At 62.8% G+C, this 23,740-nt stretch carries 24 protein-coding genes and 1 pseudogene; 10 read left to right on the top strand and 15 right to left on the bottom strand.

Annotated elements, in window-relative coordinates:
• Positions 1–43: 43 nt before the first annotated feature.
• Together preA and MTAI_RS05490 are read right to left on the bottom strand one after the other, a co-directional pair.
• Positions 44–1,429: an NAD-dependent dihydropyrimidine dehydrogenase subunit PreA gene (gene preA, locus MTAI_RS05495; protein WP_027888819.1), complete on the bottom strand. Its 1,386-nt coding sequence runs from the start codon at positions 1,427–1,429 to the stop codon at positions 44–46.
• Between the two features lie 16 nt (positions 1,430–1,445).
• Positions 1,446–2,771 carry an NAD(P)-dependent oxidoreductase gene (locus MTAI_RS05490; protein ID WP_223299630.1) on the bottom strand — a complete coding sequence of 442 codons (1,326 nt, stop codon included), beginning with the start codon at positions 2,769–2,771 and terminating at the stop codon, positions 1,446–1,448.
• 169 nt (positions 2,772–2,940) lie between these two features.
• On the opposite strand from MTAI_RS05490, the gene MTAI_RS05485 reads away from it, so the two are divergent.
• The 3 genes from MTAI_RS05485 to lon all read left to right on the top strand — a co-directional run bounded on the left by MTAI_RS05485 (position 2,941) and on the right by lon (position 6,141).
• Positions 2,941–3,180 carry a hypothetical protein gene (locus MTAI_RS05485; protein WP_131455725.1) on the top strand — a complete coding sequence of 80 codons (240 nt, stop codon included), beginning with the start codon at positions 2,941–2,943 and terminating at the stop codon, positions 3,178–3,180.
• Between the two features lie 177 nt (positions 3,181–3,357).
• The gene (locus MTAI_RS05480; RefSeq protein WP_027888821.1) at positions 3,358–3,573 is read left to right on the top strand and encodes a hypothetical protein; all 216 of its coding nucleotides are present in this window, start codon (positions 3,358–3,360) and stop codon (positions 3,571–3,573) included.
• Positions 3,574–3,759: 186 nt separating this feature from the next.
• Positions 3,760–6,141 (top strand): endopeptidase La, encoded by a 2,382-nt coding sequence (gene lon, locus MTAI_RS05475; RefSeq protein WP_027888822.1) that lies wholly within the window; start codon positions 3,760–3,762, stop codon positions 6,139–6,141.
• A 201-nt stretch (positions 6,142–6,342) separates the two neighbouring features.
• Here lon and MTAI_RS05470 read toward each other — a convergent pair whose 3' ends face one another.
• From MTAI_RS05470 to MTAI_RS05455, 4 genes are read right to left on the bottom strand one after another with little or no spacing between them, the layout of a single operon-like run.
• A complete protein-coding gene (locus MTAI_RS05470) occupies positions 6,343–6,609 on the bottom strand; it encodes a hypothetical protein (protein WP_027888794.1) in 267 nt (88 codons plus the stop codon).
• A gap of 11 nt (positions 6,610–6,620) precedes the next feature.
• Positions 6,621–7,979 (bottom strand): NAD(P)(+) transhydrogenase (Re/Si-specific) subunit beta, encoded by a 1,359-nt coding sequence (locus MTAI_RS05465; RefSeq protein ID WP_027888795.1) that lies wholly within the window; start codon positions 7,977–7,979, stop codon positions 6,621–6,623.
• A 54-nt stretch (positions 7,980–8,033) separates the two neighbouring features.
• The gene (locus MTAI_RS05460; protein WP_027888796.1) at positions 8,034–8,327 is read right to left on the bottom strand and encodes an NAD(P) transhydrogenase subunit alpha part 2; all 294 of its coding nucleotides are present in this window, start codon (positions 8,325–8,327) and stop codon (positions 8,034–8,036) included.
• Positions 8,327–9,454 (bottom strand): Re/Si-specific NAD(P)(+) transhydrogenase subunit alpha, encoded by a 1,128-nt coding sequence (locus MTAI_RS05455; RefSeq protein ID WP_027888797.1) that lies wholly within the window; start codon positions 9,452–9,454, stop codon positions 8,327–8,329. Before MTAI_RS05455 ends, MTAI_RS05460 begins: the two co-directional genes overlap by 1 nt.
• A gap of 63 nt (positions 9,455–9,517) precedes the next feature.
• Between MTAI_RS05455 and MTAI_RS15230 the strand changes: the two genes are divergently transcribed.
• From MTAI_RS15230 to MTAI_RS05420, 7 genes are all read left to right on the top strand, one after another.
• Positions 9,518–9,724, top strand: coding sequence for a hypothetical protein (locus tag MTAI_RS15230; protein ID WP_223299631.1), 207 nt, complete (start codon positions 9,518–9,520; stop codon positions 9,722–9,724).
• Between the two features lie 43 nt (positions 9,725–9,767).
• Positions 9,768–11,189, top strand: coding sequence for a phosphohexomutase domain-containing protein (locus tag MTAI_RS05445; RefSeq protein ID WP_036197497.1), 1,422 nt, complete (start codon positions 9,768–9,770; stop codon positions 11,187–11,189).
• A 64-nt stretch (positions 11,190–11,253) separates the two neighbouring features.
• Positions 11,254–11,826: a hypothetical protein gene (locus MTAI_RS05440; RefSeq protein WP_043982668.1), complete on the top strand. Its 573-nt coding sequence runs from the start codon at positions 11,254–11,256 to the stop codon at positions 11,824–11,826.
• Between the two features lie 89 nt (positions 11,827–11,915).
• Positions 11,916–12,197, top strand: a complete 282-nt coding sequence (locus MTAI_RS05435; RefSeq protein WP_027888800.1) for a hypothetical protein — start codon at positions 11,916–11,918, stop codon at positions 12,195–12,197.
• Between the two features lies 1 nt (position 12,198).
• Positions 12,199–12,984, top strand: coding sequence for a nitroreductase family protein (locus MTAI_RS05430; protein ID WP_027888801.1), 786 nt, complete (start codon positions 12,199–12,201; stop codon positions 12,982–12,984).
• A gap of 3 nt (positions 12,985–12,987) precedes the next feature.
• The gene (locus MTAI_RS05425) at positions 12,988–14,040 is read left to right on the top strand and encodes a type III polyketide synthase (protein ID WP_027888802.1); all 1,053 of its coding nucleotides are present in this window, start codon (positions 12,988–12,990) and stop codon (positions 14,038–14,040) included.
• Entirely contained in the window at positions 14,034–14,585 is a 552-nt protein-coding gene (locus MTAI_RS05420) for an isoprenylcysteine carboxyl methyltransferase family protein (RefSeq protein WP_043982669.1), read from the top strand. The genes MTAI_RS05425 and MTAI_RS05420 overlap by 7 nt, the downstream gene beginning before the upstream one ends.
• 88 nt (positions 14,586–14,673) lie before the next feature.
• Here the strand turns inward: MTAI_RS05420 and cimA are convergent, their stop codons facing one another.
• The 9 genes and pseudogenes from cimA to MTAI_RS05380 all read right to left on the bottom strand — a co-directional run bounded on the left by cimA (position 14,674) and on the right by MTAI_RS05380 (position 23,694).
• The gene (gene cimA, locus MTAI_RS05415; RefSeq protein ID WP_027888803.1) at positions 14,674–16,260 is read right to left on the bottom strand and encodes a citramalate synthase; all 1,587 of its coding nucleotides are present in this window, start codon (positions 16,258–16,260) and stop codon (positions 14,674–14,676) included.
• A 2-nt stretch (positions 16,261–16,262) separates the two neighbouring features.
• Positions 16,263–16,706, bottom strand: a complete 444-nt coding sequence (locus MTAI_RS05410) for a DUF6036 family nucleotidyltransferase (RefSeq protein WP_198525956.1) — start codon at positions 16,704–16,706, stop codon at positions 16,263–16,265.
• Between the two features lie 151 nt (positions 16,707–16,857).
• On the bottom strand, positions 16,858–17,391 hold the full coding sequence (locus MTAI_RS05405) for a GNAT family N-acetyltransferase (RefSeq protein ID WP_036197500.1): 534 nt from the start codon (positions 17,389–17,391) through the stop codon (positions 16,858–16,860).
• 16 nt (positions 17,392–17,407) lie between these two features.
• On the bottom strand, positions 17,408–17,533 hold the full coding sequence (locus tag MTAI_RS15575) for a hypothetical protein (protein WP_280938741.1): 126 nt from the start codon (positions 17,531–17,533) through the stop codon (positions 17,408–17,410).
• Between the two features lie 11 nt (positions 17,534–17,544).
• Positions 17,545–19,104: a 2-isopropylmalate synthase gene (locus MTAI_RS05400; protein WP_027888806.1), complete on the bottom strand. Its 1,560-nt coding sequence runs from the start codon at positions 19,102–19,104 to the stop codon at positions 17,545–17,547.
• Between the two features lie 26 nt (positions 19,105–19,130).
• Positions 19,131–20,150: a ketol-acid reductoisomerase gene (gene ilvC / locus MTAI_RS05395; protein WP_027888807.1), complete on the bottom strand. Its 1,020-nt coding sequence runs from the start codon at positions 20,148–20,150 to the stop codon at positions 19,131–19,133.
• Between the two features lie 78 nt (positions 20,151–20,228).
• Positions 20,229–20,738, bottom strand: coding sequence for an acetolactate synthase small subunit (gene ilvN, locus MTAI_RS05390; RefSeq protein ID WP_027888808.1), 510 nt, complete (start codon positions 20,736–20,738; stop codon positions 20,229–20,231).
• A gap of 20 nt (positions 20,739–20,758) precedes the next feature.
• Entirely contained in the window at positions 20,759–22,444 is a 1,686-nt protein-coding gene (gene ilvB / locus MTAI_RS05385) for a biosynthetic-type acetolactate synthase large subunit (protein WP_027888809.1), read from the bottom strand.
• A 156-nt stretch (positions 22,445–22,600) separates the two neighbouring features.
• Positions 22,601–23,694 (bottom strand): annotated as a pseudogene (locus MTAI_RS05380) (integrase core domain-containing protein).
• Between the last annotated feature and the right edge of the window lie 46 nt (positions 23,695–23,740).

Genomic DNA, 23,740 nt, shown 5'->3' with positions numbered 1-23,740 from the left:
AGCCACCCTATACTCTTAGGTAGCCAAATTTTATAGCCGAAGATCAGTGAATCTCGATGCCTACTTCATCTCGGTACCGCTCCATGGCCTCCCAACTGGTGCCCACCTCGGGGCGAACCTTGGTCAGCTCGTCCCAGGTGATGGAGGGCCGACCCGAGGGCAGTTCGACCATCTCGATGCAGCCTTCCACCGGGCAGACGTTGTGGCACAAACGGCAACCCACGCAGTCTTCCTCGCGCACCACGGGCTGCGGGCGGGTGCTCACGGCTTCGTGCTTCCCGTTGGAGCGCACATCGTAGTTGTAGGGCTGGACAAGGTTACCCGCCGCATCCACTAAGTCAATGCACTGATGGGCGGTGTCGTTGCAGGCCACGTAACAAAGGTTGCAGCGGATGCACTTGTCGGGGTTGATGCGGGCCACCGCCCGGAAGGAGAGGTCGAAGTCCTTGAAGTCGGAGATGCGGGGAAGGCTCTTGCCCACCACCTCGGCGATGGTCTTGAAGCCCTTGGCATCCATCCAGGCGTTGAGGCCATCAACGAGGTCTTCGATGATCCGGTAACCGTAGTGCATGACCGCGGTGCAAACCTGCAAGCTGCTTGCACCCAGCAGCAAAAACTCCGCCGCATCCCGCCAGGTCGAGATGCCGCCCATGCCGCTGATGGGCACCCCAGACTGCTTCACCACCGGATCCACGCCCAGCGAAGACAGCAGGTTGAGGGCGATGGGCTTGACCGCCGGCCCGGCGTAGCCCCCGTGCCCACCTTTACCGCCGATATTGGGGATAATTTCCAGAGTATCCAGATCCACCCCAATAATGGAGTTGATGGTGTTGATGAGGCTCAGGGCGTTGGCCCCGGCCGCCAAAGCCGCCCGCGCCGGGGGCACCACCGAGGCCACGTTGGGCGTGAGCTTGACGATGACGGGAATTTTGGCCACATCCATCACCCACTGGGTGATCTGCTGGCAGTACTCGGGCACCTGCCCCACCGCACTGCCCATCCCCCGCTCGCTCATACCGTGCGGGCAGCCGTAGTTGAGCTCGATGCCGTCGGCCCCGGTGTCCTCGATTTTGAGGATGATGTCCCGCCAGGCCTCGGGCGTGGACTCCACCATGGCCGAGACGATCACCGCGCGGTCGGGCCAGTGGCGCTTTACGTCGCGGATCTCGCGCAGGTTGACCTCCAGGGGCCGGTCGGAGATCAGCTCCACGTTGTTGATGGCCAGCATCTTCTGGCCCCCGTAGTGCCAGGCCCCGTAGCGGTTGGACACGTTCAGCACCGGCGCGCCGATGGTCTTCCAGACCGCCCCACCCCAGCCGTACTCAAAGGCCCGGTGGATCTGGGCCCCCGAGTTGGTGGGGGGTGCCGAGGCCAGCCAGAAGGGGTTGGGCGATTTAATACCGGCAAAGTTGATGCTTAAGTCTGCCATCTACGTCTCCTTTCACCTAATCAGCGGCAGCCTCGAGGCCAGCAACCAGCCGCCGATGAATGGCAAAAGCCGCCAGCTTGCCGTCCTGCACGGCCATCACCGTAGAGGCCGAGCCCTTCGCCCGGATGCAGTCGCCGCCCGCATACACCCCCGGCAGGCTGGTCTCGAGGTCGTCGTTGACCTTGATGAAGCCTTTCTCGGTCTCGAGGCCCAGTAGCTTCGCCACAGCCGGTTTCTCCTGCCCGATGGCCTTGACCACCTGGTCGCAGGGCAGCACGAACTCCGAGCCCGGCACCGGCTGCGGTGCCGGCCGTCCGCTGGCATCCGGTGCTCCGAGCTGCATCCGCACACACTTCAACCCCGTAATCCTCCCCCCTGCGTGGAGTACTTCCACCGGCTGGGTGAGGAAGCGAAACTCGATGCCCTCCTTTTTGGCAAACTCGTACTCGTGGGGGTAGGCCGTCATTTCCTTGTCGGTGCGACGGTAAACCATGGTCACCCGCTCGGCCCCCAGCCGCTTGGCGATGGTGGCACAGTCCACCGCGGTGTTGCCCGCGCCGATCACCACCACCTCCCGGCCCACCTGAAGGGCCGAAGGGTTCATCTTGGAGGTCTCGATATAGCTGAGGCCGTCAACAATTAGCTCCTCGCCCGGTATGCCCAGTTGGGGCACCGAGCCCAGCCCCACGCTCAGGAAGACCGCATCGAAGTTGTTGCGCACCTCCTCCCAGCTCAGGTTCCGCCCCAGCTCCATCTGGGTTTTTATCTCGACCCCCAGCCGCTTAATCATCTCGGCCTCGGCCAGGGCCACCTCCACCGGCTCGCGCAGCACGATGATGCCGTAGGTGGATAAACCGTTGGGCAGCGCCCGCTTCTCGAACACGGTCACGCTGTGGCCCAGCTTGGCCAGCTCGCCCGCACAGGTAAGGCCCGCCGGCCCGGCCCCGATGACCGCTACTTTTTTGCCGGTGGGCGCACCGGGCTTGAACACATCAATGCCCCGCTCATAAACGTAGTCGGTGGCGTAGCGTTGAAGCCGGCCAATCATGATGGGCTTGTGCTCCGCCCCCAGCACACAGGCACCTTCACATAGCTCCTCCACAGGGCAGACCCGGGCACAGGTCGCCCCCATCAGGTTGGACTCGAGAATGGTACGGGCCGAGCCCACCAGGTTACCGGTTGCAATTTTTTTGATGAACTTGGGGATGTCGATGTGGGTTGGGCACGCGTGGGTGCAGGGGGCGTCGTAGCAGTAGAGGCAGCGGTTGGCCTCTACAAATGCTTCGTGGTCGGTGAGGGGCGGATGGTACTCACTCAACACTTCCTCCGGTTTGATCATCATCTACCCTGCCTCCTTTGCCCTTCTGGCCTTAAAAAGCCAAGAACCTTCTCGGTGAAATATTCACTAAGAAGGTTCGAGCCCTCGCGGGAGCCGATTTAACCTGGAGCTTGGCTTGTTAAGTGCGAATATACGGGTTGGGGCGGTGTGTTGTCAAGGCATAGTTATATCTGTGGTGGACTTGGAATTTGGGCCGAAAAAAGCCTTGTTGCCCCAATTGTGTTTATGGTTAAACCAAGCCTTTACGTTATGTATTGACTTAAACAACGATATGCTATATACATATCGCATGTCCCTAAAGCGAACTTCGCCTAAAAATCGCCTGGCCAAGGAACTGCTGCTGGACATTGCAACCGGGGTTGCTGCGGCCCTGCTGCTGGTGCTGTTCATTTGCTTGGTGCCGACCTTTTGATACCAGATCCGATTGGTTCGCCACCGGAAGACAGCAAACCAACTCGACCGAAGGAATGCGCTTTCTGCGCCGAACGTAGCAAGGGGTGTGCGCTAGGATGCCAAAAGATAGCCTCTGGAGGTCTTTGCTATTTTCTGAATCCGGTATGAAAGCGCTGGTCAGCATTAGAATTTCAGTATGTATGAGACGCTTGAGGGCTCGGTGTTACAGGTGCAGGCCATCAGCATCCATGGAGCTGTTTTCTATGAAGTGGTTTTACAAACCCCCCAAGCCGTACGTCGTTTGCGCTTTCAGGACACCTTTTTACACCCGGGGCCAACCACTGGAGAACACCTGCGCATTGAGCTCATCTTAGGCAATGTGCATAATGTGCAGCGCATCGCAGACCCATGACAGCCCTGGAGGCCGGGTATAACCTGGGGTGGCGGGCCAAACTTGAGTGAGATTTACTCAAGTTCGCTAAGTGTAAGATTTGACCCTATCGGTGAACCATCACCGTTTAGAATCTGAGGTATATATCGCTCCCATACCGCCGCGAGAGCGACGAATCATAGGCGGAACATAGGAGATAGATACGATATGCGTTTAGAACTGCCGGTTATTCCACTGCGCAACACGGTTATCCTTCCCCACACCACCACCCCGGTGGACGTGGGCCGCGCCAAGAGCAAGCGTGCGGTTGAAGAAGCCATGGGGGCCGACCGGTTGATCTTTCTGGTGGCACAGCGCGATCCGGAGGTCGACGACCCCGCCCCCGACGATCTTTATACCTGGGGTGTACAGGCGGTGGTCAAGCAGGCCATGCGCCTGCCCGACGGCACCCTGCAGGTCATGGTGGAAGCCCGGGCCCGGGCCCAGGTCACCGACTACATTCCCGGGCCCTATCTACGAGCCCGCGGCGAGGTTTTCAGCGAAATTTTCCCCATTGATGAAGCGGTGGTGCGGGTACTGGTTGAAGAACTCAAGGAGGCTTTCGAAAAATACGTAGCCAACCACAAGTCGCTACGGCTTGACCGCTATCAGCTTGAGGCCGTCAAAGGTACCAGCGACCCGGCCATGCTGGCCGATACCATTGCCTATCACGCCACCTGGACGGTGGCTGAGAAGCAGGAGATCCTCGAGCTCACCGACCTGGAGGCGCGCCTCAAAAAGGTGCTGGGGCTCTTGAGCCGCGACCTCGAGCGCTTCGAGCTTGATAAAAGGGTCGCCCAGCGGGTCAAAGAACAGATGGACACCAACCAGCGCGAGTACTACCTGCGCGAACAGATGAAGGCCATCCAGAAAGAGCTGGGTGGCGAGGATGGGCTCAGCGACCTCGAGGCCCTGCGCAAAAAGATCGAAGAAGTGGGGATGCCCGAGGCGGTCAAGACCAAAGCCCTCAAGGAGCTCGACCGGCTCGAGCGCATGCAGCAGGGCAGCCCCGAGGCCACGGTGGCCCGCACCTACCTGGACTGGCTGACCGAGGTGCCCTGGAGCAAAGCCGACCCCGAGGTGCTGGACATCAACCACACCCGGCAGGTTCTGGACGAGGATCACTACGGTCTCAAGGACGTCAAGGAACGCATCCTGGAATACCTGGCGGTGCGGCAGCTTACCCAGGGGCTGGATGTACGCAATAAAGCCCCCATTCTGGTGCTGGTGGGGCCGCCGGGGGTGGGCAAGACCTCGCTGGGCCGCTCCATCGCCCGCAGCATGAACCGCAAGTTCCACCGCATCTCGCTGGGTGGGGTGCGCGACGAGGCCGAGATTCGCGGCCACCGCCGTACCTACATTGGGGCCATGCCCGGCAAGCTGATCCACGCCATGAAACAGGTGGGCGTGATCAACCCCGTCATCCTGCTGGACGAGATCGACAAGATGAGCTCGGACTGGCGTGGCGACCCGGCCAGCGCCATGCTCGAGGTGCTCGACCCCGAACAAAACAACACCTTCACCGACCACTACCTCGATGTGCCCTACGACCTCTCAAAGGTCTTCTTCATCACCACCGCCAACACCCTGCAAACCATTCCCCGACCCTTGCTCGACCGCATGGAGGTCATCGAGATACCGGGCTACACCAACATGGAAAAGCAGGCCATTGCCCGCCAGTACCTCTGGCCCAAGCAGGTCAGGGAATCGGGTATGGAAGGCCGGATCGAGGTGACCGACGCCGCCATTTTGCGGGTGATCTCCGAGTACACCCGCGAGGCCGGGGTGCGGGGCCTCGAGCGCGAGCTGGGCAAAATTGCCCGCAAGGGGGCCAAGTTCTGGCTCGAGGGGGCCTGGGAGGGGCTGCGCACCATCGATGCTTCAGACATACCCACTTATCTGGGTATCCCCCGCTACCGCCCCGACAAGGCCGAGACCGAACCCCAGGTCGGCACCGCCCAGGGGCTGGCCTGGACACCTGTTGGTGGAACACTGCTCACCATCGAAGTGGCCGCGGTTCCCGGTAGTGGGAAGCTATCGCTCACCGGCCAGCTTGGCGAGGTGATGAAGGAGTCGGCCCAGGCCGCCCTCACCTACCTGCGCGCCCATACCCAGGATTATGGCCTTCCGGAGGATTTCTATAACAAAGTAGACCTGCACGTCCACGTGCCCGACGGGGCCACCCCCAAGGACGGCCCCAGCGCCGGTATCACCATGGCCACGGCCATTGCCAGCGCCCTGAGCCGCCGCCCGGCCCGCATGGACATCGCCATGACCGGCGAGGTCAGCCTGCGCGGCAAGGTGATGCCCATTGGCGGGGTCAAGGAAAAACTACTGGCCGCCCACCAGGCCGGGATTCACAAGATTGTGCTGCCCAAGGACAACGAGGCCCAGCTCGAGGAGCTGCCCAAAGAGGTGTTGGAGGGGCTGGAGATCAAGCTGGTCGAGGATGTGGGAGAGGTGCTGGAATACCTGCTGCTACCCGAACCCACCATGCCCCCCGTGGTACAACCCAGCGACAACCGCCAGCAGCCTGGCGCTGGGGCATAAAGCATCTTTAGCGAAGAAGCCCCCTAGCGGGGGCTTCTTTAGATTCCTCCAGCCAGAAAGCACAGCATCGCCTCATACCAGATTCGGTTAGTTCGTCACCGAATGGTGGCGAACTAACCCGACCGAAGGGAGTGCTCTAGGATTCAAAAAGATAGCCTCTTAATGTTTTTGTGTTTGGAGATTATCTTTTTGAATCCAGTATCAAGAGCCCAGGGCCTTCCAGAAGCGCTGCTGCAACCCGGGTTCCACACGCAGCGCGCTGCCCTGCTTAAGACGCACTCGAGGCCGCCCCTTTATACCCTCTCCAGCCAGCAGCTGGGCCACCTCCTCCAGGGCCCGCCCTACATCACGTGTAGGGCGGTGAAACGTCTGGCGCCGTAGTTTGCCCAGGGCGTCGAAGTACTCCACCTGCACCACCGCCCGGCCCTGCTCGAGCCAGGCCAGCACCTGATCCAGCCGCGGCTCCACAGCCCTGGCTCCTACAGCTTCTTGAGGGACTGCACCAGATGCCCCAGCACCTGCTGGGCATCACCGTAAAGCATCCGGGTATTGTCGGCGTAGAACAGCTCGTTTTCAACCCCAGCAAAACCCTTGCCCTGGCCCCGCTTGATGACAATGGCATTCTTGGCCTTATCTACCTCCAGGATCGGCATGCCGTACAGGGGCGAGCCCTTGCGCCGAGCAGCCGGGTTGACCACGTCGTTGGCCCCAATCACCACCGCCACATCGGCCTGGGGGAACTCGGGGTTGATGTCTTCCAGGTCGTAGAGCTTCTCGTAGGCCACCCCGGCCTCGGCCAGCAGCACGTTCATGTGGCCGGGCATGCGGCCCGCCACCGGGTGGATGGCAAACTTGACCTCGATGCCCTTGGACTCGAGCACGTCCGCCAGCTCGCGCAGTTTGTGCTGGGCCTGGGCCACCGCCATCCCGTAGCCGGGCACGAAGATGACCCTGGAAGCGTAGGCCAGCATCACCGCGGCATCCTCGAGGTCAATCGGCTTGAGGCTGCCCTTGACCTCGCCGCTGTCCTGCTCCACGCCAAAGCCGCCCATCAGCACGCTCCACAGGCTGCGGTTCATGGCCTTGGCCATCAAAAGGGTGAGCAGGGTGCCGGCGGCCCCCACCACCGTACCGGCCACAATCAGCGCAGCGTTGCCAATGGCGAAGCCCTCGAAGCCCACCGCCAGGCCGGTGAAGGCGTTGTAGAGGGAGATCACCACCGGCATATCCCCACCCCCGATGGGCAGGGTCATCAGCACCCCAAAGCCCAGGGCCAGCAGGAAGAAGACCAGAATGAGCGGCCCCGACTGGGTGAAGAGCACCAGCAGGGCCAGCAGCAAGGCCCCCACCCCCACTGCCGCATTGACCAGCTTTTGCGCCGGGAACTGGATGGGTCGGCTCGACATCAGGCCCTGGAGCTTGGCGAAGGCAATCAGGCTACCGGTAAAGGAAACCGAGCCGATCAGAGCCCCCAGGATGGCCAGGAGTTTGAGCCCCTGGGCCTCGCCGAACTCCCCCCGCAAAAGCTCGACCGCCGCGATGGCCCCGGCCGCCCCACCCCCCATGCCGTTGTAGATGGCCACCATCTGCGGCATATCGGTCATCTGCACCCGCTTGGCGGCAATCCAGGCCACCACCGTACCGATGATGACCGCCAGAATCATCAGGCCCTGGTTGTGCAGGCCGGGCACCAAAAAAGTGACCAAGGTGGCCGCCACCATGGCCACCCCGGCCCAGACCACCCCGCTGCGGGCGGTGTTGGGCGAGGACATGCGCTTCAGGCCCAGGATGAAAAGGAAGGCCGTAACGAAGTAGATGAGCTGAACGAAGTTTTCCATAACTGCGTCGCGCAAGCTGATAGCCGGGCAACCCCAGAGCTATCGGCTAAAAAGCTACTGACCTCCCTTCGGCTTCCGCTCAAACATCTCCAGCATCCGCTCGGTTACGGCGTAGCCGCCGGCGGCGTTGGCCGCGCCCAGAACCACCCCGAAAAAGCCGATGGCCTGTTCCAAAGGGGTCTCGGCGTGGCCCAGCACCACCATGGCCCCCACCACCACAATCCCGTGGATGAAGTTGGAGCCGGACATCAGGGGGGTGTGCAGAATCACCGGCACCCGGCTAATCACTTCGTATCCGGTAAAAGCCGCCAACAAGAAGATGTACAGCGCAGCCCAGGTAGAGTCCATCACGCACCTCCTACGAGCGCCCGGGTGGGCGCATGGGTAATCTCGCCCTGATGGGTCAGCAGGGCCCCAGCCAGAATTTCGTCGCTCCAGTCGGGCGCGAGCTGCCCGTCTTTGATGAGGAGCTTGGAAAGGTTGTAGAGGTTTTTGGCGTACATCTCGCTGGCGTGCAGCGAGAGCGCGCTGGGCAGGTTCAGGGGCCCCACAATCTTCACGCCGTTCAGCTCGAGGGTCTCGCCGGGCTTTGTCAGCTCGCAGTTGCCCCCCGACTCGGCGGCCAGATCCACGATCACGGCCCCAGGGCTCATGCGCGCCACCATGTCCTGGGTAATCAGGATGGGCGCCTTGCGGCCCGGAATCTGGGCGGTGGTGATGACCGCGTCCATGCCACCGACCTCTTTGGCCAGGGCCTCGTGCTGGATTTTCTTCTCCTCTTCGGTAAGCTCGCGGGCATAGCCCCCTTCCCCCTCAGCGCTGATGGGCAGCTCAATGACCTTGGCCCCCAGCGACAAGGCCTGCTCGGCCGCGGCCTTGCGCACGTCGTAGGCCCAGACATTGGCCCCCAGGCGGCGCGCCGTGGCGATGGCCTGCAGGCCCGCCACCCCCACCCCCATCACCATCACCTTGGCCGGGCGGATGGTGCCGGCGGCGGTGGTCAGCATGGGGAAGAAGCGGCTGCTCTCGCGGGCCGCGATCAGGGCCGCCACATACCCGGCCACGGTGGCCTGGGACGAGAGCACGTCCATGCTCTGGGCCCGGGTGATGCGGGGTATCAGCTCCATGGCCAGGGCGGAAAGCTGCCGCGAGGCCATGGCCTGCACCCGCGCCGGGTTGCGGTGGGGGTACATCAGGCCGGCCACAACCGTGCCGGGCTCGAGCCTCTCTAAGTCAACCGCTTCCAGGGGCTGTACCGTAAACACCACCTGCGCCCCCTGGAAAAGCTGGTCGCGCGGCACCACCTCGGCCCCCGCGTTGCGGTACGCTTCATCGCTAAAGTAGGCCTGGGCCCCAGCGCCAGCCTCGAGGCGCACACCCCAGCCCTCCTTAACCAGACGACCAACCACCTCCGGTGTGAGCGCCACCCGACGCTCTCCCGAAGCAGTCTCTTTGGGCACTGCGACTAAGACCATTAAACCTCCCGTAAGCAACCTGCTGCAGCTTGGTATACCATCTACGCAGGGAAGTATACCAGTGTGGGGCGCCTTCGCCCAAACATTGACCCCGGCCATCCAACCCAGTGCCATCGCTTTGCCGGCCACGACCCCGCCCGGCACCTGCTGCCGGTACTGGACATGCCACTCCCAGAGGACATCCGAATTGCCTGCGATGGGTTGGTTCCGCCCGGCAGCGCCGTGGCTAACTTTCACAACACAGCCCCCTGGATGAAGATGCAAATTTGAGGCCACCCTCAGGTCTTTGCGCCCTCCTGTATAGTGTGGAGGTATGGAAGAGGCGATGCAAGCCGTCAGCAGCCCATCAAAAACCAGCATCAAGTTCGGCACCGACGGCTGGCGGGCGGTTATTGGCGATCAGTTCACCTTCGACAACGTGGCCCGTGTGGCCCAGGCCTACGCCGAATACCTACTGGAGCAGCAGGGCAAGAAAGTGGTGGTAGGCTACGATACCCGCTTTATGGCCCCTCGGTTTGCGCAAAAGGTGGCCGGGGTGCTGGCTGCCAACGGGCTCGAGGTCTACCTTTGCAAGTCGTACCTCCCCACCCCGGTGCTCTCGTTCGCGGTCAAGCATCTAGAGGCCGATGGCGGGGTCATGATTACCGCAAGCCACAACCCGCCCGAATACCTGGGATTCAAAATCAAGGGCAGCTACGGTGGGTCGGCGACCCCCGCCTTGGTGAGCGAGGTGGAAAAGCGCCTGGGCCCCCCACCCAGGACAGCGAGTGCGACCGTGCACAGCCTGGATGTGCGTAAAGCTTACTACGACTTCATCGCCCAACAGCTCGACCTGGAGGCCCTGCGTAGCTACACCGGGGTGATCTACCACGATAGCCTGGGCGGGGCCGGGGCCGGCTGGCTGGCAGGTTTCGTCAAGCACGCGGGGTTAAAGCTCGAGCTGCGTGAGCTGCACGCCGTGCCCGACCCCATGTTCTACGGTGTAAACCCCGAGCCCGTCCCCCAGAACCAGTTCACCGTCATGACCGTGCTCAAGGCCGAGCAAGACCCGGTCTTTGCCGTGGTCAACGACGGGGACGCCGACCGGATCGGGGCGGTGCTGGCGGGCGGCATCCACTTCAACAGCCATCAGATCTTTGCGGTCTTGCTCAAACACCTGCACCGCAAAGGGCGCACCGGTCGGGTGGTCAAAACCTTCTCGACCTCCAAGGTGATAGATAAGCTCGCTCAGCGGCTGGGCCTGCCCCTGCTGGTCACACCCATCGGCTTCAAATACATCACCGATGAGATGCTGAAGGGCGATGTGCTGATTGGGGGCGAGGAGTCGGGCGGCATTGGGGTGGCCGGGCATCTTCCCGAACGCGACGGCCTCCTGAACGCCTTGTTGCTGCTGGAATCGGTGGTGTACAGCGGCAAAAGTCTGGGAGAACAGTTTGCCGAAATTGAGGCCGAGCTGGGCTTCAAACACACCTACAACCGCATCGATTTACACCTGCCCTCGATGGGGCACCTCGAGGAAGCCATGGCAAAAGTGCAAACCCCAAAACCCATTGCCGGTCAGCAGGTGAGCGGCGTTGAGACCCTGGACGGCATCAAGTGGATTTTTGCTGATAGCGGATGGCTGTTGTTTAGAGCCTCCGGCACCGAACCCGTGCTGCGCGTTTACTGCGAGGCCCAGGACGAAAAAACCGTTGGGGCGATTCTATCGGAGGCCCAAAAGCTACTGGGTTTGTAGCCCGATGGGCACTGGGTTTTCTCAGACGCAGATGGGTTAGCCTGGGGTGGGAGTAAAGGTGGTTATGCTTCGGCTGCTGCTGTTATGCCTGGTGGTTGCGGGGGGATGGGGGCAGGGCGCCCAGGTGGTCGAGCGCCGTGTGGATGCACGCGGAGGAGCTTTGACGTTGCCAGGCATTCAGGTGTCGATTCCACCAGGGGCCCTGGTCACCTCGGTGCGCTTTCGCCTCGAGCGCCTCCAGGCCGTCCCCACTTCCCCACCCCAAAACGAGGTTTTTTTTATTCAGACCCTACCCGAGCGCGAGGTGGTGGGCATCTACCGGTTTTCCTCGGGCACAACCAGCTTTCTCAGGCCCATTGAGGTTGAGTTACAGGTGAACCCACCTTACCGCCCCAGCAGCCGCATCATCAAGAGCGTGGTTTACACCTGGGACGGGCAGGGCTATGTGAGCACCCAGGTGCCCAGCACCCGCGAGCGCTTTGTTATAACCCGGCTCCACATGGGCCTGGGGGCCGGCGCCGGGGGTTACCCAGCCGGTCTGGTGCTGGTGGTGTTGCGGGCCCCTGAGGAAAACCTGCGGCGCGAATGCCAGGCACGGGGGGGGCGCTGGACGGGCTCGAGCTGCGAAAAAAGATGAAAGAAGCCCGCCCCTTGTCCTAGTTGGACAGGGCCTGGGGTGCCAGGCCCACAAACCATTTATAGACCCAGACCGTATGTTAAGTTTGGATGTCTCCATTCCTGGCAGTGGGTCTAGGTTTGTACGTGCTTAATTTGCTGGTAGGCCTGGCTGCACAACTGCGGCTGGCCCACTTCGGCCTGTGGCATCACGCGCTTTATCTGGTGGTGCTGGTTAGTGCGGTGCTGGCCTTGGTGTTCACGCGCGAGGGGTGGTTGCTGCTAACCATCGCCTGTCTGGCCCTCTTCCCCAAGGCCCGTCCCCACACCTGGCCTCATCCCACACTGGGTGCGGTGGGGCTGGTGGGATACTTGTTGTCGATCGGGGGTTGATGTGGAATTTCTAGAGGTAATCCGAAAGCGCAAAACCACCAACGGCCCTTTTCTGGACAAGCCCGTATCCAAAGAACACCAGCACCTGCTGATGGAAGCGGCCAGCCGGGCCCCCAGCCACTTCAATTCCCAGCCCTGGCGCTTTATCTTGATTGAAGACAGGAACAAGCGGGAGAAAATCGCCGAGATTGGGGGGCGAACCATGCAACAGCTCATCGCCGATGGCCGGTTTTTTGAGCGCTACCGCCCCTACTTTCGCTTCAGCGAAAAGGAGATGGCCGAGCGGCGCGACGGAATTCTAATCGACCAGCTGCCGGTACCCTTGCGCCCCTTTACCCGCCAGGTCATGAGCCCCTCGGCCCTGAAGCTTTTGCGGGCCTTGCGGGTGCCCCAAATTCTGGGTGAGGACAACCGCAGGCTGGTTGCCGGATCGCCCTTGTTGCTGGCGGCGCTGCTGGATAAGCAGGAGTACCGTCCGGGGGAACTCTCGGGATTTTACAGCGTGCTCGGGTTGGGCATGGCTATTGAGAACATCTGGCTCACCACAGTGGAGCTGGGCATGGGCATTCAGTTTGTCTCCACACCCATGGAAATTCCCGAGGCCTGGGAGGAGATCAAGAGGCTGCTGGAAGTGCCGGAGCACCTGGAGCTCATGGCCATCTACCGGCTGGGCTACCTGCCCCCCGATAACCCCCGACCGCGCATCGACTGGAAGTCCGACCAGCGCAAACGCATCTCGCAGTTTGTGTTTCGCGAAACCTGCGCCACCCCCGAAAGCGATACCTGAGGTATGAACGTGCAAGCCAGGGTTCTAAGCGTCGCCACCGCCCACCCGCCCTATCAAGTAAGCCAGCCAGAGGCCCGTGCGCTGGCAGAGGTTTTGTTCGAGGGTATGGCAGGCCTGGAACGCCTGCTAAACATCTTTAAGAACACCGGCATTGAGTCGCGTTATCTATCCGCGCCGCTCGATTGGTTCGCAGCGCCGCATAGTTTCAGCGAGAAAAACCAGCGCTGGTTCAACACAGCCCTGGAGCTTTGTGAGCAGGCCAGCCGCAAAGCCCTGGGCCGGGCCGGCCTGGAGCCCCAGCAGATTGGAGCGGTGGTGCTGGTGACCAGCACCGGCCTTGCAACCCCCAGCCTCGAGGCCTACCTGGCCCAGCGCCTGGGACTTCCGCTCTCGGTGCTCCGCCTGCCCCTATGGGGCCTGGGTTGCGCCGGCGGGGCCGCCGGCCTGGCCCGGGCCGCCGAACTGGCCCAGCAACACCCCGGGCGCTACGTTCTTCTGGTAGCGGTTGAGCTTTGCAGCCTTACTTTTGTACAGGGCGACAAAAGCAAGAGCAACCTGGTGGCTACCAGCCTGTTTGCCGATGGCGTGGCCGCAGCGGTGCTGGGGCAGGGTTCTGGCAGCCCGGCCGTGCGGGGCGGCTTCAGCCGGTTGTTGCCCGACAGCTACGAGGTGATGGGCTGGGATCTGGGCCTCGAGGGCTTGCAGGTGCGCTTTGCTCAGAGCATCCCGGCCCTGGTCGAGGGGGCGCTGGGGCCTCTGATCCAGGACGGCCTGGCCGAATACGGGCTGTCGAGCCGGGATATTGAGACCTGGACGCTCCACCCCGGTGGGGCCAAGGTGCTGGCCGCCTACCGCAGCGGCCTGGGGGTGGACGAGAAGAGCCTCGAGGCGGCCTTCTGCGTGCTCAAAAAGTATGGCAATATGTCGAGCCCCACCGTACTCTTTGTGCTGGAGCGGCAGATGTACCAGCTCGAGCAGCCCGCACCCGGCAGTCCAGGGGTTTTGCTGGCCCTGGGGCCTGGCTTTGCCGCCGAAGGGGTGGTCTTGCAGTGGTAGGGCTCTGGGTAGCGCTGGTCTGGGTGGTACTCCAGCGGCTGTTGGAGCTGGGCCTGGCCCAGGCCAACCTGCGCTGGGCTTTGGCGCAGGGGGCCAAAGAGTACGGACGAGAACACTACCCGCTGTTTTTTCTGCTGCACATCGGCTGGATGCTGGGCTGGCTGCTGGAAGGGCTGGCGCGCAACCAGCCCTCCCCCATCTGGGGATTCTGGCTGCTGGTGTTCTTGCTGGCCCAGGGTCTGCGCTACTGGGCCATCGGCAGCCTGGGCCGGTACTGGAATACCCGGATTCTGGTGGTTCCTGGGGGCCAAAGAATCACCAGGGGGCCCTACCGCTACCTGCGCCACCCCAACTATCTGGCGGTGGCCCTGGAGCTATGGTCCTTGCCCCTCATCTTCAACGCCTGGATTACCGCGCTGACAGCCACCATCCTCAACGCCCTGCTGCTGCTGTGCGTGCGCATCCCCGCCGAGGAGAAAGCCCTCGCGGCCTATGATCTGAACGAGGCCAAAGCCCCCGACCCAGGTGGCAAGATTAACAGCTAGTGCCGGAGGGATGCCCTTTCTTTGCCAGGCTCAACAAGATAGCCTCTCGATCAGGATGATTATCTTTTGGCCTCCGGGAGGAAGCGCTCTAGTCCTGAGGTATGGGCTGATGCTTCACCAGCACGTAGGCATAGCCGTCGGTGAGGGCCTTGAGGCTGGCCTCGAGGTTGTTCTTGCTGGCCCCTACCGTGCTCCAGCGCTCCCCGGCGCGGTGCATCTCGATCATGACCCGCACCCCCGAGGCCGTACCGGCCTCCTGGCCCGAGAGGATGCGCACCTTGTAATCGCACAGCTCAATCTCGGCGATCTCGGGGTAGAAGGGCTCAATGGCCTTGCGGAAGGCCTTGTCCAGCGCCGAGACCGGCCCGTGCTGGCTTTCGGCAGCGGTGTGCTGGAGGGTCTCGCCCACCCTGACCCGCACCGTGGCCTCGGCCCAGGTAGGGGTCTCGGGGTTGGCACCGCCAGCGTGCACGAACACCGTGAAGCCCTCCACGCTAAAGGGCATCTGTCCGCCCCGCAGCCGGTGGGCCAGCAGGTAGAAGCTGGCCTCGGCCCCTTCAAACGAGTAGCCGGCGTGCTCGAGCTGCTTGACCTCCTCCAGCAAGGCCCCGGCCATCTCCTTGGGCACATTAACCCCGGACTCGGCCAGCTTGGCCAGCAGGTTGCTTCGGCCCGAGAGGTCGGAGACCAGCACCCGGCGGCTGTTGCCCACCATCTCGGGCGGCACGTGCTCGTAGGTGCGGGGGTCTTTGAGCACCGCCGAGACGTGGATGCCCCCCTTGTGGGCAAAGGCTGCATCCCCTACGTAGGGCGCGCGGATGTTGGGGGCCAGGTTGGCCCGCTCGTCCACAAAGTGCGAGACCTCGCGCAGCTCGGCGAGTTTTTCCGGGGTGAGCCCCTGGAGCTGCAGGCCGTACTTCAACATCAGGTTGGGGATGGCGCTGGTCAGGTTCAGGTTGCCGCAGCGCTCGCCGTAGCCGTTGATGGTGCCCTGCACGTGGGTGGCCCCGGCCCGCACCGCGGCCAAGGCATTGGCCACCGCCAGCTCCGCGTCGTTATGGGGGTGGATCCCGATGGTCAGGCCGGGAAAAGCCTGGCGCACGGCCTGGGTGATCTCGAAGACCTCTTCGGGCAGGCTGCCCCCGTTGGTATCGCACAGGCACAGGGTGTCGGCCCCGCCCCGCACGGCGGCCTCGAGGGTGGCCAGGGCATAGCCCCGGTTGGCCTTGAAGCCGTCGAAGAAGTGCTCGGCATCGTGGATCACCCGCCGGCCCTGGGAGACCAGGTAGCGGTAGGTTTCCTCGATCATGCGCAGGTTTTCTTCCAGGGAGACCTCGAGGGCGTGGGTCACGTGGAAGTCCCAGCTTTTGGCTACCACCGTCACCACCGGGGTGGCCGCCGCCAGCATGGCCTGCACCGAGGGGTCGTCCTCGGGCCGCACCCCCTTGCGCCGGGTGGAGCCAAAGGCGCAGAGCTGGCTATTCCCCAGGTCTACCCCCTTCATACGGGCGAAGAACTCGGCATCCTTGGGGTTGCTGCCCGGCCAGCCCCCCTCGATGAGGGGAACCCCGAAAGCCGCCAGGCGCCTGGCAATGGCGATCTTGTCGTCGGAGGACAGGTTGACTGCTTCGCCTTGGGTGCCGTCGCGCAGGGTGGTGTCGAGGATTTCAATCATATCTACTCCAGCCTCTCCAGGTCAGCCAAATCCTGACTTCTGCCCGAAGCCCGTTTGTTCTTGCGCAGATCCTCGAGGCTGATGAGGGGAACCCTAACCCCATCCACCTCGAACTCCTGGCGGTTTTCATAACACTCCGCGAACTCCACGCCGGAGGGTTTGTTCAACAGATCTATCCGTATGGGCGGGTATCCGATCTGGGCAATTGTTCCGGCTTCGAGAAAATCCTCAGCTTTCAGCCCCAACGAGCCGAAACCAAAGCTCTCAATAGCCTTGACAACTCTCTCGGCATTTTCCGGCGAGATTTCAATCCAGATGTCGAGATCTTTGGTGTAGCAGGGATAGCCGTGCAAACCCACAGCATAGCCGCCTGTTAACAGATACCTAAACTGGTGTTGGTTTAAGCACTCTAAGAACTCGCTGAAGTCGCGGCTGAGCAGTGCCATATTTCCACTCATGATATTCGGCACGGATGGACTCCAGGGCCTCGAGGCGCTCCTCCATGGGCCGTGTCCTCCAGTAGGCCGCGTCGGAGGGCTCTTCGCCCATCCTGCCCTTGAACACAACCGCCGCAATTCGCCGTGGCATGGCCCAATTCTACCACCCCCTCATCCCCAGGTCGCGCCAGCCGTAGGCATACTCCAGGAGCTTCTTCCCGCCTACCTCGATCTCCCGCTCGCGCACCCTCACCCCGCCCATGCGCTCGTAAAAGCCCGTGGCGGGGTTCTCGGCCAGCACCCACAGGAACATCGAGGCGTGGCCCCTGGCCGCCATTTCCCCGGCGAACTTGAGAAACAACCCACGGCCAAGACCTTTGCCCTGATGCTTCTGAAGCAGGTAAATCGCCCAGAGTTCGCTGGTGAACCCGCCCAGCGGCTCCTGCGGCGGGCCACCGGCCACGAAGCCAACCACGCCCTCCAAGAGGTCTTCGGCCACGAACAGCACGCCCTGCCAGTTGGGGTTTTCCAGGCCGCCGCGCCACATCTGCTCGCGGCGCCCGTAGGAGAGGCTGTTGAGAAAGTCTTCTGGAACGATGCCACGGTAGGTCTCGCGCCAGGAGTCCACGTGAACCCGGGCCACCCCGGGGGCGTCGGCGGGGGTGGCGGGGCGGATCACGTTCTCCCCTTCCATACCTACTGCACCAGTATCAGCGCCCCGCCCCTCGAGAGGAGTTGTCGCGCTCGAAAAGGGAGACCAATTCCCGGCAAGCGGCCATGAGTTCTTTGACCCGTGGCTCCTCTACGGCGGCCAGCCTCCCCTCCAGCGAAACCACGCCCCTACCTCCTACTTCCCCAGACCCGAGCGCTGTACCTCTTCCAGCGACCTGGGGTGCCGCGCCGACTGCCCCGCGGCCAGCTTGTTGGCCGCATCCAGGTAGGCCCGCGCCGAAGCCTCGATGATGTCCGGCGAAATTCCGTGCCCGGTGGCCATCACCTCGCCCAGCTTGAGCTTGACCGTCACCTCGCCCAGGGCCTCGGTGCTCCCGGTGATCGACTCCACCCGGTAGAGCTCGAGCTCGGGCTTGAACCCGATGGCCTCCGACAGGGCCTTATACACCGCGTCCACCGGCCCATCGCCAATCGCGGTGGTGGTGACCACGCCTTTTGGGGTCTCGAGGCTTATCGTAGCGGTGGGCAGCATGCCGTAGCCGGAGAAGAACTGGAGCTTCTCGAGGCGGAACAGGTGCGGGGTCGAGACGGACTCGCTCTCCACCAGGGCCCGCAGCTCCTCAGTCTCGATGGGGCCTTTGCGCTCCACAATCTCGCGGAAGCGGGCAAAAATAGCGCCAATCTGGGTGTCGTCGAGCTTGTAGCCCAGGTCGGCCAGGGCCTTCTTGACCGCGGCCCGCCCGGAGTGCTTGCCCAGCACCAGCACCGCGGCCTGGCGGCCGACCAGCTCGGCGTTCATGATCTCGTAGGTCTCTTTGTTCTTGATCACCCCGTCCTGGTGGATGCCCGACTCGTGGGCGAAGGCGTTGTCCCCCACGATGGCCTTGTTGGGCTGCACCACCATGCCGGTGTAGCGCTCCACCATCCGGCTCATGCGGTACAGCTCCCGGGTGTTGATCTGGGTATGGGCCTGGTAGTGGTCGCGGCGCACGTACAAGGCCATCACCACCTCTTCCAGAGCGGTGTTGCCGGCCCGCTCGCCGATGCCGTTGATGGTGCACTCGATCTGGGTGGCCCCATTCTCCACCGCCGCCAGGCTGTTGGCGGTAGCCAGGCCCAGGTCGTCGTGGCAGTGGGCCGAGATGTGCACCGGGCGGCCCCGCACCACCTCGTCGTAGATGCGCTTGATAAGGGCTCCGTACTCCTGTGGGGTGCCGTAGCCGGTGGTATCGGGGATGTTGATGGTGGTGGCCCCGGCGTTGATGGCGGTATCGTAAAGCTTCAGGACGAAGTCGAAGTCGGCCCGCATCACGTCCTGGGCGCTGAACTCCACGTCGTCGGTGAACTGCCGGGCGTAGCGCACCATGGCGTCGGAGATCTCCAGGATCTCCTCCGGGGTCTTGCGCAGCATGTACTCCAGGTGCACCCGGGAGGCGCTGGTAAAGACGTGGATGCGCTTTTTCTCGGCCTTCTCCAGGGCCGCCGCGGCCCGCTCGATATCGAGCTTGTGGGTGCGGGCCAGGGCGCAGATCACCGGCCCCTTGACCTCGGCGGCGATGCGCGAGACACACTCGAACTCGCTGGCCCCATTCACCGGGAAGCCCGCCTCGATGATGTCCACGTTAAGCCGGGCCAGGCCGTGGGCAATTTCCAGCTTCTGCTGGAGTGAAAGGGCTACACCAGGGCTCTGCTCGCCGTCCCGCAGGGTGGTATCGAAAATTCGGATGTGCCGCATACAACCTCCCGTTCTGCCGACATGGGTCAGCTACCAACCTCTTCCTTCGAGAACCTGGATTTGAGGAAGGGCATCATGGCCCGCAGCTTGGGGCCCACCTGCTCGATGGGGTGGTCTTTCCAGTAGTTGCGGTTGGCGTTCAGGGTGGGCTGGCCCACCACGTTTTCCAGCATCCACTCACGGGCAAACTCGCCCTGCTGAATCTGGCGCAGCACCTCGCGCATGCGGGCCTTGGTCTCCTCGCGGTTGATGACCATGGGGCCGCGGGTATAGTCGCCGTACTCGGCGGTGTTGGAGATGGAGTAGCGCATCCCGGCGAAGCCCGACTCGTAGATCAGATCCACGATCAGCTTTACCTCGTGCAGGCACTCGAAGTAGGCCATCTCGGGGGGATAGCCGGCCTCCACCAGGGTCTCGAAGCCAGCGGCGATGAGCTGGGTCAGGCCACCACACAGCACGGTCTGCTCGCCGAAGAGGTCGGTCTCGGTCTCGTCCTTGAAGGTGGTGGCGATGACCCCTGCGCGGGTGCCGCCGTTGGCCTTGGCGTAGGCCAGGGCGGTGGGGAAAGCCGAGCCGGAGGCATCCTGGTAGACCGCCACCAGCGAGGGCACGCCCGAGCCTTTCTCGTACTCCGAGCGCACCAGGTGGCCGGGGCCTTTGGGGGCCACCATCCAGACGTCCAGGTCGCGACGCGGCTTGATCTGCCCAAAGTGGATGTTGAAGCCGTGGGCGAAGGCAATGGCGGCCCCTTCCTTCAGGTTGGGCTCCACCTCGGCCTTGTAGACGGCCCCCTGGGTCTCGTCGGGGAGCAGGATCATCACCACATCGGCCCGGCGCACCGCCTCCCCTACCGGAAATACCTCGAGCCCCGCCTTGCGGGCCTTCTCCTCGCTCTGGCTACCGGGGCGCAGCCCCACCACCACCTTAATGCCGGAGTCCCGCAGGTTCAGGGCGTGGGCATGCCCCTGCGAGCCAAAGCCCAGAATGGCCACCGTCTTGTCTTTGATAAAACCGATGTCTGCGTCCTGGTCGTAGTAAATCTTCATTCTTTTCTCCTCATCGAAGGTCGAAGGGCCGCCCCTTCAACGTCTTCACACAAAACAAAAGATGGGCCTTGGCCCATCCTAGACCGCCTTCTTCTCGCGTACTTTGAGCACCTGCTCGCCGCGGGACATCCCCACCGCACCGGTGCGCATGACCTCCAAGAGCCCGTAGGGCCGCATGGCTTCCACAAAGTTGTTGACCTTGGTGGAGTCGCCGGTGAGCTCGAAGATGATGGACTTTTTGGCCACATCCACGATGCGGGCCCGGAAGGCGTCGGCGATGTCCTTGACCTCGAGGCGCTCCTCCATGCCGGCGATGCTGACCTTGACCAGCGCCAGCTCGCGCTCCACATGGGGCTCGGAATGATCTGTGACCTTGATCACCTCGATCAGCCGGTTGAGCTGCTTCTCCACCTGCTCCAAGACCGCATCGTCGCCCGAGACCACCAGCGAGATGCGCGAAAGGCCGGGCTGGTGGGTGCGCCCTACCGCCAGCGACTCGATGTTAAAGCCCCGCCGGGCAATCAAGCCCGCGACGCGTTGCAGAACGCCGGGATTGTCCTGTACCAGTACCGAAACCAAGTGCCTCATGAACAGTCTCCATTCGGGGTTTAGTCGCCCGCCACCGTCTCCCGCGGGTTCTCGATGATCATGTCCTCGGCCGCACCACCCGAGGGAATCATGGGGAAGACCCCTTCCTCGTGGTAGACCCGGGCCTCCAGCAGCACCGGGCCGGGGTGCGCCAGCACCTCCCTGACGGTCTCGTGCAGCTTGGCCTTGTCGGTCAGGGTAATTCCTGGAATGCCGTAGGCCTCGGCCAGCTTGGCGAAGTCGGGGTTGGAGTCGGCCAGATAGACCTCGCTGTAGCGCTTGGCGTGGAACAGATCCTGCCACTGCCGCACCATGCCCAGAAAGCCGTTGTTGAGAATCACAATTTTAACGTTCAGGTTGAGCTTCTTGAGGGTGGCCAGCTCCTGCAGGGTCATCTGGAAGCTGCCGTCGCCGTCGAAGTCGATCACCAGCTCGCCGGGCCGGGCCAGGGCCGCCCCGATGGCAAAGGGCAGGCCCACCCCCATGGTGCCCAGGCCCCCAGAGTTGATCCAGGAGCGCGGCGAATCGAACTTAAAAAACTGCGCGGTAAACATCTGGTGCTGGCCCACCCCCGCGGTCACCACGGCTTTGCCCCTGGTGGCCTCCCAGAAGGCCTGGATCACCTCCTGGCTTTGCAGGTGGGGCTTGGGCTTCCAGGCAAAGGGGTATTTGGTCTTCCAGTCCTCGAGCTGCGCCCACCACTTGCTCAGTTGAAGCTTTTTGGCCCCCTTGACCAGCTCCGCCGCCACCCATTTGGCATCCCCCACCACCGGAATGGTGGTCTTGACCAGCTTGCCGATCTCGGCAGGGTCAATGTCCACATGAATAACGGTGTGCGCGTGGGGGGCAAAGCGCGAGACCTTGCCGGTTACCCGGTCGTCGAAGCGCAGGCCAATGGCCAGAATGGTATCGGCGTGGTGGATGGCCCGGTTGGCTGCCACCGAGCCGTGCATCCCCGGCATCCCCAGGCACTGCGGGTGGGTTCCGGGGAACACCCCCAGACCCATCAGGGTCGGGATCACCGGCATGCCGGTTTTCTCGGCCAGGGCCACGATTTCCGGCGCCGCATTGAGCGCCCCACCGCCCACCATCAGCACGGGCCTTTCGGCTTTTTGCAGGGCCTCCAGGGCCCGCTCAATCTGCCGGGGATGGCCCTTGTAGGTGGGCTTGTAGCCCGGCAGGTTAATCTCCACATCGAAGCTACCGGTAAACTCGGCCTGCTGCACGTCCTTGGGAAAATCGATCAAGACAGGGCCGGGCCGCCCGGTAGAAGCGATGTAGAAAGCCTCGGCAATTATCCGCGGAATGTCGTTGACGTTGCGCACCTGGAAGTTGTGCTTGGTGACCGGCTGGGTAATGCCCACCACGTCGGCCTCCTGGAAGGCGTCGGTGCCGATCAGGTGCTGGGGCACGTTGCCGGTCAGGGCCACCACCGGTGTGGAGTCCATCAGGGCGTCCTGTAGCCCCGTGACCAGGTTCAAAGCCCCCGGCCCCGAGGTGGCCATGCACACCCCCACCCGGCCCGAGGCCCGGGCATAGGCGGTGGCCGCATGCACACCGGCCTGCTCGTGTCGCACCAGGATGTGCCGGATGGGTGAGTCGTAGAGGGCGTCGTAGGTGGGCATAATGGTGCCCCCTGGGTGCCCAAAAATGGTATCCACTCCCTGCATCTCCAGGGCTTTCAGGATGGCGGCGGCTCCGTTCATACCTCTCTCCTCAAAGAACCGCCCCCCGATGCTTCGGGGGGCTTTAGGATGCGCTTCTAAGCTCTTCGCTAGACCAAATCCCCCCCAGGCCCGGTAATTACTAGGCCTACTACGGTTAGGATTAGGCTGCTCGGCAGAAGCATCTTGTGAAAGAGTTTACGGGTGTTTGGTATACCGTGTCAAGGCTCTGTAATCGGTCAATACATTTGAGACTCCAGGGGAACCGACACCTCCTGTAGCTTAGCCAGGTACTCCACCGGCGCCAACCCCCCCAGGGCCATGTGCGGCCGGTGCAGGTTGTAGTGCTCCAGATAACCCTCCAGCTCCCCTTGAATAGCCTCTATCCCCAGCGGTAAAGCCCGCGTGTAAAACTCATCCCGAAACGTCCGCTGCAGCCGCTCTACCATCCCGTTCAGCTTCGGACTCCTCGGCGGCAAAACAAAAAGCTCTATCCCCAATACCCGACAACCCTCCTCAAACTCCGCCATGAACTCGCTGCCCCCATCCACCTGGATCGCACGGATGACACAAGGACATCGCCGCACCAGCTGCTGCAGAAAATCCAGCGCCGTCTTAGCACTCGCCCGGCTGTACACCCCCGCCGTCCCCCAGCGGCTTACCGTGTCCACCGCCGTAAACTGCCGCAGACCCGTCCCGTCCCCCAGATCCACCCACAGCGTATCCACCTGTACCAGATCCCCAGGCCGCAGCGCCGTGTACTCCGCGGGCTTCCTCCGGGCATAGGGCCGCTGGCTCTTCCTGCGCAAACGGGCCTTACGGTTTCTGGCCAGGAAAGCGCTCACCGGCTCCACCCGGCCGCTTCGCTCCAGGTAGCTCAGGATGCGTCCTACCGTGCGTTCGCTTAGGGTGTAGCCCTCTCTGTGCAGTCTCTGCCCGATGCGCCAGCGGCCCCAGGTGGGGTTTTGTTTGCGCAGCCGCTCTATGCGTATGAGGACATCGGGTTTCCAGTGTACCTTCCGGCGCAGCTTCCTGGGTTTGCGGCTTTTGGGTTTGAGGCCGGCAAGGTCTTGTTCTTCGAGTCTTTTTTTCCAGCGGTGGTAGGTGGCCTTGCTGATGCCTACCAGCTTTTGGACTTCGTCCCAGGGAACTTTCTTTTTTCTGAGGGTCTCTACCAGTTTGAGCTTCCGCAGGCGCTCGGCCACGACGGGGTCGCCGGCGCCTGCTTGTTCGAGCTGGCTGGCTTGGTTGGCGGCTTTGAGCAGGGGTTTTCCAACTGTAGTAAGCTGCATCTGGGGGAACCTCCTTTCCAGAGTCGGTTCCCCCTATTCTCTTTCG

This window comes from Meiothermus taiwanensis WR-220 (assembly GCF_003568585.1).
GTDB classification, from domain to species: Bacteria; Deinococcota; Deinococci; order Deinococcales; family Thermaceae; genus Meiothermus; species Meiothermus taiwanensis.
The sequence above is the reverse complement of the archived record's forward strand: the minus strand, read 5'-3'. Positions and strand labels throughout refer to the sequence as shown.

Excerpts from the sequence above, each read along its gene's own strand:
- preA (WP_027888819.1), bottom strand. The coding sequence starts at position 1,429 with ATGGCAGACTTAAGCATCAACTTTGCCGGTATTAAATCGCCCAACCCC.
- MTAI_RS05490 (WP_223299630.1), bottom strand. The coding sequence starts at position 2,771 with ATGATGATCAAACCGGAGGAAGTGTTGAGTGAGTACCATCCGCCCCTC.
- MTAI_RS05480 (WP_027888821.1), top strand. The coding sequence starts at position 3,358 with ATGTATGAGACGCTTGAGGGCTCGGTGTTACAGGTGCAGGCCATCAGC.
- lon (WP_027888822.1), top strand. The coding sequence starts at position 3,760 with ATGCGTTTAGAACTGCCGGTTATTCCACTGCGCAACACGGTTATCCTT.
- MTAI_RS05465 (WP_027888795.1), bottom strand. The coding sequence starts at position 7,979 with ATGGAAAACTTCGTTCAGCTCATCTACTTCGTTACGGCCTTCCTTTTC.
- MTAI_RS05460 (WP_027888796.1), bottom strand. The coding sequence starts at position 8,327 with ATGGACTCTACCTGGGCTGCGCTGTACATCTTCTTGTTGGCGGCTTTT.
- MTAI_RS05455 (WP_027888797.1), bottom strand. The coding sequence starts at position 9,454 with ATGGTCTTAGTCGCAGTGCCCAAAGAGACTGCTTCGGGAGAGCGTCGG.
- MTAI_RS05445 (WP_036197497.1), top strand. The coding sequence starts at position 9,768 with ATGGAAGAGGCGATGCAAGCCGTCAGCAGCCCATCAAAAACCAGCATC.
- MTAI_RS05440 (WP_043982668.1), top strand. The coding sequence starts at position 11,254 with ATGCTTCGGCTGCTGCTGTTATGCCTGGTGGTTGCGGGGGGATGGGGG.
- MTAI_RS05435 (WP_027888800.1), top strand. The coding sequence starts at position 11,916 with ATGTCTCCATTCCTGGCAGTGGGTCTAGGTTTGTACGTGCTTAATTTG.
- MTAI_RS05425 (WP_027888802.1), top strand. The coding sequence starts at position 12,988 with ATGAACGTGCAAGCCAGGGTTCTAAGCGTCGCCACCGCCCACCCGCCC.
- cimA (WP_027888803.1), bottom strand. The coding sequence starts at position 16,260 with ATGATTGAAATCCTCGACACCACCCTGCGCGACGGCACCCAAGGCGAA.
- MTAI_RS05410 (WP_198525956.1), bottom strand. The coding sequence starts at position 16,706 with ATGGCACTGCTCAGCCGCGACTTCAGCGAGTTCTTAGAGTGCTTAAAC.
- MTAI_RS05405 (WP_036197500.1), bottom strand. The coding sequence starts at position 17,391 with ATGGAAGGGGAGAACGTGATCCGCCCCGCCACCCCCGCCGACGCCCCC.
- MTAI_RS05400 (WP_027888806.1), bottom strand. The coding sequence starts at position 19,104 with ATGCGGCACATCCGAATTTTCGATACCACCCTGCGGGACGGCGAGCAG.
- ilvC (WP_027888807.1), bottom strand. The coding sequence starts at position 20,150 with ATGAAGATTTACTACGACCAGGACGCAGACATCGGTTTTATCAAAGAC.
- ilvN (WP_027888808.1), bottom strand. The coding sequence starts at position 20,738 with ATGAGGCACTTGGTTTCGGTACTGGTACAGGACAATCCCGGCGTTCTG.
- ilvB (WP_027888809.1), bottom strand. The coding sequence starts at position 22,444 with ATGAACGGAGCCGCCGCCATCCTGAAAGCCCTGGAGATGCAGGGAGTG.